Annotated in this window: 16 protein-coding genes and 1 tRNA gene; 8 read left to right on the top strand and 9 right to left on the bottom strand. The window is 65.1% G+C overall.

Features of this window, described 5'->3' with window-relative positions:
- Positions 1 to 119: 119 nt before the first annotated feature.
- On the bottom strand, positions 120 to 353 hold the full coding sequence (locus tag NCS58_RS31245) for a hypothetical protein (protein ID WP_250478316.1): 234 nt from the start codon (positions 351 to 353) through the stop codon (positions 120 to 122).
- On the opposite strand from NCS58_RS31245, the gene NCS58_RS31240 reads away from it, so the two are divergent.
- The 5 genes from NCS58_RS31240 (at position 352) to NCS58_RS31220 (ending at position 2,431) form a co-directional block, all read left to right on the top strand.
- Positions 352 to 795, top strand: coding sequence for an Hsp20/alpha crystallin family protein (locus tag NCS58_RS31240; protein ID WP_250478315.1), 444 nt, complete (start codon positions 352 to 354; stop codon positions 793 to 795). The genes NCS58_RS31245 and NCS58_RS31240 overlap by 2 nt on opposite strands.
- Before the next feature lie 29 nt (positions 796 to 824).
- Positions 825 to 1,232, top strand: a complete 408-nt coding sequence (locus NCS58_RS31235) for an Hsp20/alpha crystallin family protein (RefSeq protein WP_250478314.1) — start codon at positions 825 to 827, stop codon at positions 1,230 to 1,232.
- Between the two features lie 102 nt (positions 1,233 to 1,334).
- Entirely contained in the window at positions 1,335 to 1,898 is a 564-nt protein-coding gene (locus tag NCS58_RS31230; protein ID WP_250478313.1) for an Hsp20/alpha crystallin family protein, read from the top strand.
- 47 nt (positions 1,899 to 1,945) lie between these two features.
- Positions 1,946 to 2,018: transfer RNA gene (locus NCS58_RS31225), tRNA-Lys, on the top strand.
- Positions 2,019 to 2,212: 194 nt separating this feature from the next.
- Positions 2,213 to 2,431: a hypothetical protein gene (locus tag NCS58_RS31220; RefSeq protein WP_250478312.1), complete on the top strand. Its 219-nt coding sequence runs from the start codon at positions 2,213 to 2,215 to the stop codon at positions 2,429 to 2,431.
- 164 nt (positions 2,432 to 2,595) lie between these two features.
- Here the strand turns inward: NCS58_RS31220 and NCS58_RS31215 are convergent, their stop codons facing one another.
- Positions 2,596 to 3,063 carry a hypothetical protein gene (locus NCS58_RS31215; RefSeq protein ID WP_250478311.1) on the bottom strand — a complete coding sequence of 156 codons (468 nt, stop codon included), beginning with the start codon at positions 3,061 to 3,063 and terminating at the stop codon, positions 2,596 to 2,598.
- 69 nt (positions 3,064 to 3,132) lie between these two features.
- Entirely contained in the window at positions 3,133 to 4,170 is a 1,038-nt protein-coding gene (locus NCS58_RS31210; RefSeq protein ID WP_250478310.1) for an SDR family oxidoreductase, read from the bottom strand.
- Positions 4,171 to 4,335: 165 nt separating this feature from the next.
- On the opposite strand from NCS58_RS31210, the gene NCS58_RS31205 reads away from it, so the two are divergent.
- Together NCS58_RS31205 and NCS58_RS31200 are read left to right on the top strand one after the other, a co-directional pair.
- A complete protein-coding gene (locus NCS58_RS31205; protein ID WP_061118415.1) occupies positions 4,336 to 4,590 on the top strand; it encodes a hypothetical protein in 255 nt (84 codons plus the stop codon).
- 68 nt (positions 4,591 to 4,658) lie between these two features.
- Positions 4,659 to 4,862 (top strand): CsbD family protein, encoded by a 204-nt coding sequence (locus NCS58_RS31200; RefSeq protein ID WP_250478309.1) that lies wholly within the window; start codon positions 4,659 to 4,661, stop codon positions 4,860 to 4,862.
- A 180-nt stretch (positions 4,863 to 5,042) separates the two neighbouring features.
- Here the strand turns inward: NCS58_RS31200 and NCS58_RS31195 are convergent, their stop codons facing one another.
- Genes NCS58_RS31195 through tauA form a run of 3 tightly spaced genes read right to left on the bottom strand, consistent with a single transcriptional unit; the run spans position 5,043 to position 7,892 of the window.
- Entirely contained in the window at positions 5,043 to 5,948 is a 906-nt protein-coding gene (locus tag NCS58_RS31195; protein WP_409241450.1) for an ABC transporter permease subunit, read from the bottom strand.
- Complete coding sequence (locus tag NCS58_RS31190; protein ID WP_250478308.1) at positions 5,941 to 6,759, bottom strand: taurine ABC transporter ATP-binding protein; 819 nt, start codon at positions 6,757 to 6,759, stop codon at positions 5,941 to 5,943. The genes NCS58_RS31195 and NCS58_RS31190 overlap by 8 nt, the downstream gene beginning before the upstream one ends.
- A 56-nt stretch (positions 6,760 to 6,815) precedes the next feature.
- Complete coding sequence (gene tauA / locus NCS58_RS31185; protein ID WP_250478307.1) at positions 6,816 to 7,892, bottom strand: taurine ABC transporter substrate-binding protein; 1,077 nt, start codon at positions 7,890 to 7,892, stop codon at positions 6,816 to 6,818.
- Positions 7,893 to 8,627: 735 nt separating this feature from the next.
- On the opposite strand from tauA, the gene NCS58_RS31180 reads away from it, so the two are divergent.
- Complete coding sequence (locus tag NCS58_RS31180; protein WP_250538992.1) at positions 8,628 to 9,974, top strand: sigma 54-interacting transcriptional regulator; 1,347 nt, start codon at positions 8,628 to 8,630, stop codon at positions 9,972 to 9,974.
- On the opposite strand, the gene NCS58_RS31175 is transcribed toward NCS58_RS31180, so the two are convergent.
- From NCS58_RS31175 to NCS58_RS31165, 3 genes are read right to left on the bottom strand one after another with little or no spacing between them, the layout of a single operon-like run.
- Positions 9,968 to 10,729 (bottom strand): amidohydrolase family protein, encoded by a 762-nt coding sequence (locus NCS58_RS31175; protein WP_061118412.1) that lies wholly within the window; start codon positions 10,727 to 10,729, stop codon positions 9,968 to 9,970. The two genes, NCS58_RS31180 and NCS58_RS31175, sit on opposite strands and share 7 nt — an antisense overlap.
- On the bottom strand, positions 10,726 to 11,487 hold the full coding sequence (locus NCS58_RS31170; RefSeq protein WP_250478305.1) for a hypothetical protein: 762 nt from the start codon (positions 11,485 to 11,487) through the stop codon (positions 10,726 to 10,728). Before NCS58_RS31170 ends, NCS58_RS31175 begins: the two co-directional genes overlap by 4 nt.
- Positions 11,480 to 12,616: an aminotransferase class I/II-fold pyridoxal phosphate-dependent enzyme gene (locus NCS58_RS31165; RefSeq protein WP_250478304.1), complete on the bottom strand. Its 1,137-nt coding sequence runs from the start codon at positions 12,614 to 12,616 to the stop codon at positions 11,480 to 11,482. Before NCS58_RS31165 ends, NCS58_RS31170 begins: the two co-directional genes overlap by 8 nt.
- Between the last annotated feature and the right edge of the window lie 10 nt (positions 12,617 to 12,626).

Below are 12,626 nucleotides of genomic sequence, written 5' to 3'. Positions count from 1 at the left end.
GGGGGACCGTTGTATTGCGTTTCAGGGAAAGGCTTTCCAGACACACCGAGGCTGTTCCGGGCACCGCGTTCATCGCCATTCTAATTTAAGGTCGCGGACAACGTCAAACGTCTTATGTCTTATGTCTTATATAAGAGTTGCCAAGCGGCTTTGAACGGCAGTTGATTTTGTGCAAAAAATCGCCTTGCCCCCTTGAAATTTCCGCTCCCGAAACTATCTTGAATTTCGCTCGGACAGTCGCGCCGGCAGTCCGGCGCGCTGCGTGTTTCGATTTGTTTGCCTGCAGCACGGCAGACGGACTGGAGCGCGTAAGCCAGTTCGTTTCCTGCTGCTTGAAAGGAGGAAATGACCATGAGCGATCTCTTCTTCGGGACCGACCTTTTCAGTGAGTTCGACCGTCTGCAACGCCAGATGGCGAACGCCTTCGGCGGTTTCCCTTCCAGCATCCGTTCGGGGCGCTCCGGCGCCTTTCCGCAGGTCAACATCGGTTCGACCGACGATTCCATCGAGATCGTCGCGTTCGCGCCGGGTGTCGATCCGAAAAGCTTCGATGTATCCATCGACAAAGGGCTGCTGAACATCAGCGGCGAGCGCGGGACTGCGCGACCGGAAGCAGCCGGCGACGACACGCGAACGTATGCGCAGGAACGGTTCGCCGGTGCCTTTCGGCGCGTCATTGAACTGCCGGACCATGCGGACCCCGACAAGGTCGCGGCACAGTACATCAATGGCTGTCTGATTGTGAGCATCGGCAAGCGAGAGATGTCGAAGCCGCGGGCCATCACTGTTCAATGAAACTTGTCGCAGGATTGAGGACTGACATCATGAACGACACGACCGAACTTACCCGGAAAGACGAAACGGCGATGACCCGGCGCGAAGACGACTCGTCGCCACGCCGGATCACGCTGACGCCGCCCGTGGACATCTTCGAGGATAGCCAGGGCGTAACCCTGTGGGCCGATCTGCCCGGCGTTACAAAAGACCGGCTCGACGTGAAGGTCCACGATGGCAACCTGTTCATCGAGGCCGAGGCGGCGGTATCCACGCCCGCGGGTCTGCGCCTGCAACACGCCGAGGTTCGCCAGCCTCACTTTGCGCGGGCGTTCTCTCTTGGCGGCGACCTGGATGCATCGAAAATCGATGCAAGCCTGAAGGACGGCGTGCTGAAGCTGACGATCCCGCGACGGGATGAAGCTCGTCCGCGCCGGATCGAGGTACGGACGGACTGAAGGCGAAAGCAGGGGGTAGCGGCAAGGGGATCATCGGTGGCGGCGCGTCAGCCGCCACCCTCCGATTCGGCTCGCTTGCCGTGCATCCTGAAGGAGGAAACGATGAACACCGATCCAAAAAAGTGGAATCCATTCAAGTTTCTTCGCGGGGCGGTGCACAAGTCCGAGGCGCAGAGCCCGGAAAGCCCGCCGGAAAACGAACAGTGGCGTGCCTCGTGGCCTGACCTTCCGCGGCTGTTCTCCCGCGAGCCGTGGCGGGCAGTGGAGGAGTTCCTTCATGACCCGTTCGCAGGTCGTGGCGCGTTCGAGCGATGGTTTGGCGACTTCAGTTCGTCGCGCTTCCAGCCGCGCATCGACGTGGTCGACGAAGGGAAAGTGCTGCGCGTCACCGCTGAACTGCCAGGGATGGAACGCGATGACGTCACTGTGAGCGTCGAGGACGGAGCGATCGTACTGCGCGGTGAGAAACGGCAGGACGTTCGCAGCGAGGAGGACGGCTGCTATCGGCTCGAACGAGCCTATGGACGCTTTATGCGCACGATCCCGATGCCGGAAGACGCCGACCCTGACCACGCTCTGGCCAAATTCGATAACGGTGTGCTGACGCTGACCGTGCCGAAAACGGAGCCGGCACGATCCGCGAGTCGGACTATTGATATTGGATGAGCGGAACGCGCGAAGTGGCGGGATGACGACCGATGTCGAGTGCGTCCGGGCCGTTAGCTCAGATGGTAGAGCAGCGGACTTTTAATCCGTTGGTCACTGGTTCGAATCCAGTACGGCCCACTCGGATCGGGTTTCGCTGTTTGCGTCGTCCTTCCGCGGCGATGCACCCGTGATCCCGCTCGATGCCGACCACGACCATGCGTGAAACCTGCCGTCGATTCCTTCGCATGAGCCGCGCCGGGTACGCATGATGCTTCTCTGCCTTCAAATGAGGGCTCATCGCTTCTCACCCGCCGTCTGACCAGGAGCGCACCATGAAGGCTTCCAACCGCATCAAAATATCGCTGATCATCGCATTGACGGCGTGCAGTTGTCTCACGGCGGGCTGCAACCGCAACCGCACGACCGTCACCACGGGCAACGCGGCCAGCGACACCGCGGCGGCTGCGCCAGCGTCGGGTGCATCCGGTCCGGCTGCGGCGAGCTTCCCTGCTACGGCCGCCAGCGACACGCCCTCGGGCGCCAGCCAGTAGCGCCTAGACACTGGGCCACGTCTAGCGATTGCTGATCAACGGACAGATCTCCAGCGCGCCAAGAGGCATCAACGAAAACCCGCCACAAGCGACGCACAAACGACCATGCGGCATGGACGCCCAACGCGCCACCGGAACAGCGGTCTCATCCGTCGAGGGGGAGGCTATGCCCGCTGCCGCAGCAACGCCGCGAGCGCGAAGCCCGCACCGAGCGCGACATAAGTCAGCCCCAGCGAGCCCTTCGACAGGTGGCTCTCGAAACCTGGCGTGAGACGCTTGGGCACGACGTGATAATCGACGACGTAGGCCACGACCGCAGTCGTTGCGGCTGCGTTCGCGATGCTCGCCCCCCCGGATCGCCGGTATCCGCGCTCGCACAGCGCTTCAAACAGCACGCCCCAGAAGACCGCGCTGCCCATATGAATCGCCGCGCCGAGGCCCGTGTACTTCGCGCTCGGCCTCCTTCGCCATGATGCGTCGCGCCACAAACAATGCGTGACGGCGTTCATCGCCGCGTACGGCCCGTGCCCCTTGTGCATCGCGCCGGCGGACGCGACCGCTGCCGACGCCAGTCCGGCAGCGGAGCCGGAGCCTATCGCGCGGATGAGTAATTCCCGGATGTGCGTTTGCATGCCATGCCTCCCTATCTCTCGACCGGCTTTGCGCCGTGACGCTGCCGAATCAGCCTTCCCGACGCCGCTTCAGAACGCCGATATGCGATGCCCTTTGGCCTCGCGCAGGTAGCGCCCCGCTGCCGCGACCAACATGACGCCCGCGATCCCGATGAGCGCCGCGCGCGGGCCTGCGGCGAGCGTGTAGGCATCGGTGTAGAAGCTGCGTTCGCGCACCCTGCCATGACGTCCCGAACGTTCGCGCAGATCCGCGCCGCCGCGATCGAGCGCGTCGCCGTCGCGACGTGGCTCGTCGGTAAGTTGTGCCTTCACGCCGAGCTTGCTCAGTATGGCGTCGTAGACGCGCGGCGCCGAGCGCCCGAACCACGCCATGCCGCGCGATGCGCCGCCTGCATATATGTCGCGTGTCGGATGCACGGCCGCATGCAGAATCGCTCGCGCGACGACATCGGGCGCATAGACGGGCTGAGGCAGTTTGGGCTGCCGGTCGAGATGATTCCTGGCGTGCTCGACGAACAGCGTGTCGACGCCAGCGGGCTTGACGAGCGTCACCGATACGGGCGCGCCTTCATTGGCGAGTTCGATGCGCAGCGCATCGGTATAGCCTTTCACCGCATGCTTCGAGGCCACATATGCGCCCTGCAGCGGAACGGCGACATCCGACAATTCACTGCCCAGATTGATGAGCGCCCCGCCTTTCTCACGCAGATGTTGCACGGCGATCAGCGATCCGTTCACGACACCCCAGAAGTTGGTGTCGAAGAGCTTGCGTTGCTCGTCAAGCGGCACGTCGGCGCAACGTCCGTAAATCGACACGCCCGCATTGTTGATCCAGGTGTCGAATCCGCCGAAGCGCTGGATCGCGGCATCCGCGGCCGCCTGCAGTTGCGTCCGGTCGCCGACGTCCGCCACGGCATGCGCGACGCGGTCGTGAGCGTCCCGCGACAACTCTCGAACGAGTTCCGTGAGCGCTGTCTCATCACGCGAGACGAGCATCAGGCGAGCGCCGCGTGTAGCGGCAAGGCGCGCGGTGACGAGCCCTATCCCGCTTGTCGCGCCTGTAATGACGATGACCTGCTCGTCGAGCGATTTCAGTTTGATTCGCATGGCATACCCGCGTTTCGTTGAGGATTGCCTTGATTCAGCATGACGTGTGCCCCCTGACTGCCTGCGCCTGACAAACCCGCTTCCGCGCTGCAACACGCCGGGGACGTGGGCATATCCGTTGCTTGGAAGTACGACGCAATCCCATCCGACGCAAAGGAGCAGACGATGCAAAACGAACCATCCGATCCCGTCGAGCGCGCGGACGAACGCCGCAAAACGCTCGGCGAAGGCGATGTAAAAGAGAAACGCGACGGCACCATCGAGCAGCGAGAGCACGGCAACATCGACCCGAGCCTCGTGCCGAAGGGCAAGGAACATCCCGACGAGGGTCCGTACGCACCCGAACACGATCACGTCGATCCGGATCTCGAACCCGCGAGCCGCAGCGGCAGACCAGGCAAGTCCGACAATGAAGCCTAGGCTCACGACGAGCGCTTCGGACATCGCAGGACACACCGCCGATTCACATACGAACCACGGAGCACACGATGAACCGCGATCAAAAGGAAGGTATCGAGGAACAGATCAAAGGGTGGACAGACACGGTAATCGGAACCGTCACCGGCAATGAAGACCGCAAGGTAAAGGGCGATGTCGAGATCACCAATGGCGCGAATCGAAAGGATTATGGTGATCAGAAAGACAACATCGAGAAAGGCGTCGAGGACCCGGGAGAGCCGACCAATCAGTAACCTTCGTCGGGCCTCGACGACACGACGAGGTCGATGATCCGGCGGCACAGTCGATGCTTAAGCTGTCGCAGCGCACCGCGACGGCCATTAGCCACTGTACGAAACGGCCAGGCGCAATGCGCGAACATGCAGGCGCTTGCGGGCGTAGCGAAGCAGCGCCCGCATTCGCCGGTACAGCACTCACACCCGCCCTTTCCACGGCACCATCGCCTTCTCCAGATACCGCATCAGCAGATCGAAGCACAGCGCGAAGAAGCCGATGACGATGATCCCCATGATCACGACATCGCTCGCCAGAAACTCCGCCGCGTTCAGCACCATGAAGCCGAGGCCGCGCGTCGATGCGACCATTTCCGCGGCGACGAGCGTCGTCCAGCCCACGCCGATGCCAATGCGCATTCCCGTAAAGATCTCCGGCAGCGCCGATTTGAGAATCACGTGGATGACGACCTGCGTGCGCGTCGCGCCCATCGAATAGGCCGCGTGAATCTGCTCGATCGAGACCGAGCGCACGCCCGCGCGCGCGGCAATGGCGAGCGGCGCGAAGATCGCGAGATAGATCAGAAAGACCTTCGAGAACTCGCCGATGCCGAACCAGATGATGATGAGCGGCAGATATGCGAGCGGCGGCAGCGGCCGATAGAACTCGATAGGCGGATCGAACACGCCGCGCGCATGCCGCGAGACGCCCATCATCACGCCGACCGGAATCGCCGTGGCGCAGGCGAGCGCGAACGCACCGAATACGCGCAACAGGCTCGCCGCGATATGTTCGGTGAGCGTCGAGTTGGCGAAACCTTCGCTCGCCACCGAGACGAACTTCGCAAACACCGCTTGCGGCGACGGCAGGAACAGCGGCTTGACCCAATGCATGCCGGTGATCAGAAACCAGCCGGCCAGCAGCACGGCGACCGTGACGATGCTCATCGCAAGGCTGCTGCCGTAGCCCGGCACGCCGAAGGTGTCGCCCGGTTTCACCGGCTTCTTCTTCGACCGTCGCGCGGGTCTGCCGGGCGGTCGCCGCGATGCGCCGATCTCCCGTTCGATCGCGGCAGCGGGCACCGTCATCGATACGCGCTTATCCATGCTGAATCTCCTCGGCAGCCTGATGCGCTGCGCGTTCGTCGCCGTAGATGATGCCGAGCACGCGCTCACGCATCTCGATGAAATCGGGACTCGACTTGATCGCGCGCGCATCGCGCGTGGCGAGGAAGCGGCGGTTGAAATCGAGATCGTAGCTATGCGTGATGCGGCCCGGACGCGGCGACATCACGATCAGGCGGCTCGCCAGAAAAAGCGCCTCCTCCACGCTGTGCGTGATGAAGAACAGCATCTTCTGCGTGCGCTGCCAGACATCGAGCAGCAGTTCCTGAATGGTCTCGCGCGTGAGGGCGTCGAGCGCGGCCATCGGCTCGTCCATCAGCAGCATCGCGGGATCGCAGGTCAGCGCACGGGCGATGCCCACACGCTGCTGCATTCCGCCCGACAACTGATAGATCATGTGCTTGTGGAAGTCCTGAAGGCCGACCAGCGCGAGGTTGCGCTTCGCGATCTCCTCACGCTGCGCCTTCGGCACGCCCTGCAACTTCAGTCCGAAAGTCGCGTTGTCGAGCACGTTGAGCCACGGCAGCAACGCATGTTTCTGAAACACGACGCCGCGATCGGCGCCCGGCCCTTCGACCGCCCTGCCGCCGAGCAACATCTCGCCGGACGACGGCGCGATGAAGCCCGCCATCAGCGAGAGCAGCGTCGTCTTGCCGCAACCCGACGCACCGAGCGCGACGACGAATTCGCCATCACCGATCGTGAGATCGATGCCATCGAGCGCATGCACGCGCTCGCCCGGGCGTCGTCCGGGAAACACCACACTGACGTTCTTCACCTGCATGCAGCTCATATGTCCTCCCGGACGCGGATATGGCAAGGGCGCGCGGCGCGTGCCCGCAGTCGGACTCACTTCAGCTTTTCAGCCGCCTCGACGTATTCGGCCGTCACGTACTTCGAATAGTCCGGCAGCACCGCGTTGACGCGCTTCTGCTGCTTGAGGAAGTCCGCCGTGTCCTTCAGCGCGAAGGCCGCGCGGCTCGCTGCACCGCCGCCCAGCCACTGCTTCGACGCCTGCTCCTGCGCCGACGGATAGCCGTACAGCGCGAGCGATCCCGGCACGTCGGCCGGCGTCCCGCCGATCGTCTTCGCGATCGCCGCGGCCTGCTGCGACTGCGCGCTCCACCTGGACGGATCGCTGCGATATTGCTGATCGAGATCGGAAATAGCCTTGACGAACTTCGCCATGAAGTCCTTGTGCGCCTCGCCCCATGCGCGATCGACGGCGATGCCATCGAAGGTCGGCTTGCCGAGCCTCGACAGGTCGCCCGATGTGATGAGCACCTTGCCGTTCTTCTTCAGTTGCGAGAGCGCCGGGTCCCACACATAAGCGGCATCGATGTCGCCGCGCTCCCATGCCGCCGCGATCTGATTCGGCTGCATGTTGAGAATCTTCACGGAGGACGGATCGATGCCCCAGTGCTGCAGCGCAAACATCGTGTGATAGTGCGTCGTCGAGACGAACGGCACGCCGATGGTCTTGCCCTTCAGATCGGCCGGCTTCTCGACGCCCGAGCCGTTGCGCACGACCATCGCCTCGGCCTCGTTGATGTTGTCGAGAATCCAGAAGAGCTGCGCATCCACGCCCTGACTCACGGCGGCGGCGAGCGGACTGGAGCCGATCACGCCGATCTTGACGTCGCCTGACGCCATCGCGGTCGCGACCTTCGCGCCCGATTCGAACTGACGCCAGTTGATCTTGTAGCCCGTCGCTTTGGCGATCGAGCCATCGGCGATGCCGACGACCCACGGATCGACGATCTGCTGGTACGCGATCGTCACTTCCTTGTCTTCGGCATGGGCTGCCTGTGCGACGCCCCATGCACACGCGGCGATCGCAAGCGAGGCCAGCGCGCGCGCCGGCGCGAACGTTCGAAGCAGCTTGCGGGGCAACCATTTCAAGCCGGAGACGCGGATCGTTTTCATGAGCTTTCCTGGAGAAGTGGAGGATGGGAAACGCCTTGCGCGCGGCATTCCCTTTTCCGGTGCAGGCTCGTTGCGCGTGCAGCGAACCGGTGACCGAGTATCCACAGCGAAAAATCCGGAAAGTTAGTGCCAGACGGGACCAATCGTTGGGTCCACATTCGAGTCGGCCGCCGATGCGGGCACGAAAGACCGGGCCGCGCCGTTTCACGAAGCAAGTACTGAAAACCCGCGCAGCCCGCGTTTGAAGACGTTATCCGCCAGGATCACGCACTTAGCGGTCATTGATACGGATAACGAATTCATTCGGTTTCGCGCCCCTCGGCGTATTAGCGGACGATTGTGCGCTAACCCTCACGTAAAGCGCTTTCGTTCAACAGGACAGCGCAAACGTTTCCTACGATACGCATACACGAAAGCTGCTCGACCGGCTCCGATACACACGCGTCGGCATCACAACGCGACCGCACACTCAAAGCGGGAACCATCCTTCGGGCATTGATCAATGTGGGCAGAGGCACGCGCGCCGTGTTCAGGCACGGCGCGTCCTTGCCTTGCTGCCCGATCGCGGGCGCATGCATGGCGCATGACAGCCGGCCGAATGCGAGGTTCACATGCGAAACACGCGGACATTTCCCGACAAGCGCATCGCGCGGGGCACGCACACGGCACGCGTTCGCGCATTGACAGAACCCGAGCCTCGCTGAGCCCGCAAGACCACTTGCCGATGTGAACGCGATGCGCATCGTTCTGCATCACGACGATCCGCGCGCGCTCGATGCAGCGTTGCGCGAGCGCGGCGTCCCTGACGAAGTCGAAATGGGTTCGACGGGCGAGGGCCCATACGTGGTCGTCGTGATCGCGCAGGGCAACCGGGTCGCCGATGCGGCCGCGCGCTGGCTGCGGCGCCATCCGTTGCCGGAGGGCTTCATCGTCGGATGCACGCCGGCCACGCGCGCCGACTGCCAGCCCGAGGCATGGTGGCCCGCGTCGCTGTGCGACATGGTGCTTGCCCGCGATGACGACCTGCTGCTCGATGAAATCGCGCGACGCGTCGCGCGTCTCGCGGAGATGGAGTCGATCCTCGATTCGGAATGGCTGCGCGAGCGCGCAGTCGGCACGTCGACGATCTGGCGCAACACGCTGCGCACGGTGGCGGAAATCGGCCGCTTCGGCGACGGCGCTTGCCTGTTGCTCGGCGAAAGCGGCTGCGGCAAGGAGCTGCTCGCCCGCCTCGTGCACGATCTCGATCCGGTGCGAAGGCGCGGGCCGTTCGTCGTCGTCGATTGCACGACGCTCAGCCCGGAACTGTCGGGCAGCGAGCTTTTCGGTCACGCGAAAGGCGCATTCACGCACGCCGTCTGCGCGCGCGATGGCGCCGTCGCAATGGCCGACGGCGGCACGCTCTTTCTCGACGAAATCGGCGAACTGGAGCCGCGTTTGCAAGCGCGTCTGCTGCGCGTGATTCAGGAACGCACGTACAAGCGCATCGGTGAAGACGTGTGGCGCAAGTCGGACTTCCGTCTCACCTGTGCGACCAATCGGGACCTCGAAGGCGAAGTGCTCGCCGGGCGCTTTCGCAACGACCTGTACTTCCGCATCGCGCGATGGACCGTGCGCGCGCCGAGTCTCGCCGAGCGGCGCGACGATATCCCGCTGCTCGTCGCACACTTTCTCGCCGAACACGGCGATGCCGCGCCGCAGGTCATGCCCGAAGTAATGCAGCGTCTCGTTGCGGCGGACTATCAGGGCAAAGTGCGCGAGCTGCGCAACGTCGTGCTGCGCCTCGCGGACAGGCAGCGCGGCTTTCGGGTGCTGAGCACCGGCTGTCTGGGCGACGCCTTCACGCCCGGCGCGCCCTCCGTCAGCGTGAGCGGATGGGAACAGGCGCTCGCGCTCGCAATCGAAGGCGCGCTCGACGCCGGACTCGGGCTGAAGAACATCGGGCAGATTGCGGAGACGCTTGCCGTGGAACTGGCCGAGCGTCGCGCCGGATCGACGAGCCGCGCGGCGGAACTCTTGCGCGTCACGCCGCGCGCGCTGCAGTTGCGTCGTCAGATGCGGCCGTCCGAAGCAGGTCAGTGAGCGGCCGCGCGCGGCGCCGCCATGACGCGCGAGCGCGCGAGGAGGCGCATCGCATTGCCGCCCGCGATGGCGTCGAACGCTTCGCGCGACGGCTCGAGTGCGCGGATCTTCGCGAGTTCGAGCCCCGGATGCAGCCACGGGCCGTCGGTGCCGAAGAGCAGCTTGCGCGGCCCCGCGCGATGAAACGCTTCTTCGAGCAGATCGAAGCGCCGCACGCCGGACGTATCGGCATACAGATTCGGATATCGAACGATGAGATCGATGACGCGCCGCTGCGCGGCCCAGTCATCGGCGAAGCTGCCGAGATGCGCGAACACGAACGCGACATTCGGATGCGTTTGCGCAAGCAGCTCCAGCCCGCCCGTTTCGCCGCCGGGATCGTAGAGAACGGGCAGATTCCAGCGTTGCGCGGCATCGCAGACCTGCCGATGAATGCGCGCGTCGTGCCGATGCACCTTGATCCCGCGCAGGCCCAGCATCAGCACGGCTTCCTCGATCATGCGATGAATGCGCTCGCGGTCGCGCTCGGCATGCACCATCGCAAAGCCGATCCAGCGCTGCGGGTCCGCGCGCACGATCGCCGCGACATCGCGGTTGCCGCGCGCGTAGTCGGACTGAAACACCGGCAGCAGCACCGAACGCGCGATGCCCGCGCGTGTCGCGCGGCGCGCGTAAGCGGCGAGCGGCGCGGTCGTGTCCCACGGACCGGTCATGCCGTCGCCCTGGCCCGCGTGTACATGGAAGTCGATGATCATGGCGCGAGCTCGAAAATTCCACCCGGCTTGCGGAATGCCCGGTTTCCCGGGGCCTTTTCGTAGGTTCCGAACACTGTCGGCAGCAGACCGTTGATATCGAGCCCGCGCTTGCCGATTCGCATGTCGCCATGCAGCTTCGAGTTCGTCAGGCCGCGGCCCAGCGTCCTCACGAGCGCGTGCTCGACCGCCGCCGCCTGTTCCGGCGAGCGCGTATTGGCCACCCACACGCCGAGGCCGGCGCCGTGCTGCGTCGCATACAGGCGATGCATGCGCATGCGCCCGGCGAGATCGAGCGACTTGCCCACATAGCGAGGCTTGCCGCCGCGCGTCAGGATATAGACGCCTTTTCCGCGCACGTTCTTCGCGGCGCTTTCGAGACTGTCGTAAGGCGTCCATGCGAGCGTGATGTTCGCCGACTTCGGCATCGATTCGAAGTCGATCCCGAAACCTCCGGCTTCCTGCTCGTGCACATGCGCGCCCGGCGCGACCGCAAGCGCGACGATCTCCATCGCATCGCGCTTCTGCCGCGCGAGAAAGCACGCGCGACAGCACGCGCCCGAGCTTTCGAAACGCACGATCCCGCGATGAGGGTCGGCGCTCACGCGCCGTGCGCGCCGCAGCAGGATCTGCATGTCCTGCCCGAGCGTGCGCGAGCTCATGCCTGGCGGCGTGCGCCGCGCCTGCGCGACGAGCCGCATGAGCCGGCGCATGCGCCACGGCGCGAGCTCCAGTGTGTGTCCGTCCGCGGTCTTAAACATGCTCGATCTCCGTAGATGCTGTAATGCGCCGCGCGACACCCCTCGCAGCGGGAAGGCGCGGCGCGAGCGACGCGATCGCGTCGAGCAGCGCGTCGATGTCCGCGACGCGATGATCGGCCCGCGCGATCACGATCAGCGCGTAGCCGCCGCCGCGCTGACGCAGCAGCGCGGTGCGCATGCCGCGCGCGATCAAGCCCGCATGCAGCGCGAGCGCGCGTTCGTCGCTCGCGAGTTCGAGCCGTTGCAGCGGATGCCATCGGCCCGACACATGCAGATCGGGCACGGCGAACCGCGCGAGCGCGCGCAGCCCGTCATGCAGACGATGCAACCGATGCAACAGCCGCAGCCGCAACCGTGCGCCCGCGCGGCGGTTGATCGCGAGCGCGTCGAGCGCGGCGAGCAGCGCCACGGCGCTCGCGGGACTGCAATGCGATTGCGCGGGGCCATCGCGGGCAATATCGTTGATCAGCGCCGCCGGCCCGCACAGCGTCGCGAGCGGCGCGCCGAAGGCCTTCGCCCACGACGCGAGCAGCAGCACCGGCTGCGTCGACGGCGCTGTCAACGCGGCATGCCGCAAGGCGCCGCCGCCGCCCTGCCCCCACGGACTGCGCGACGATGCGCGCTCGCCGGTCAGCCCGAGCACCTGACTGTGATCGACGAGCACGAGCCCCGCTTCGCGCCGTACCGCGTTCACGTATCGTTCGATGGGCGCGGGCACGCCATTGCCGACGGTCGCATCGGTGACGACGGCGGGCGGGCGAGCCGCCGCGCGCCGCGCGAGCTTATGCGCGAGATCGGCGGCGTCGCCGTGCCTGAACCACGTTACCGGCACGCCCCGGCCCATCATCCGCTCGAGCGCCCAGCGCATCACCGGATACAGCGCGTCGTCGGCGATCAGCGCATGCGTGCGGCCGAGCCGGTCGAACGCATCGATCGCCAGATGCAGCGTCGATGCGCCGACCATGCCCGCTTCCGTGCCCTGCAGCGACGCGGCATCGGCGGCGACGCGGCGGGCGAGCGGCGCGGCCGCCAGCGCGGCGGGCAGCCCGGTCGTGAGCGCGTCCCACGCGCCGAGCGCGCCCGCCGGATGCCGCATGCCGAGATACAGCGCGGAAGCGAAGTCGATCATCGCGCGCCCC

The organism is Caballeronia sp. INML3B, assembly GCF_023631305.1.
Taxonomy (GTDB): domain Bacteria; phylum Pseudomonadota; class Gammaproteobacteria; order Burkholderiales; family Burkholderiaceae; genus Caballeronia; species Caballeronia turbans.
Note: the sequence above shows the minus strand (reverse complement) of the source record. Positions and strands in the feature narration are given on the sequence as shown.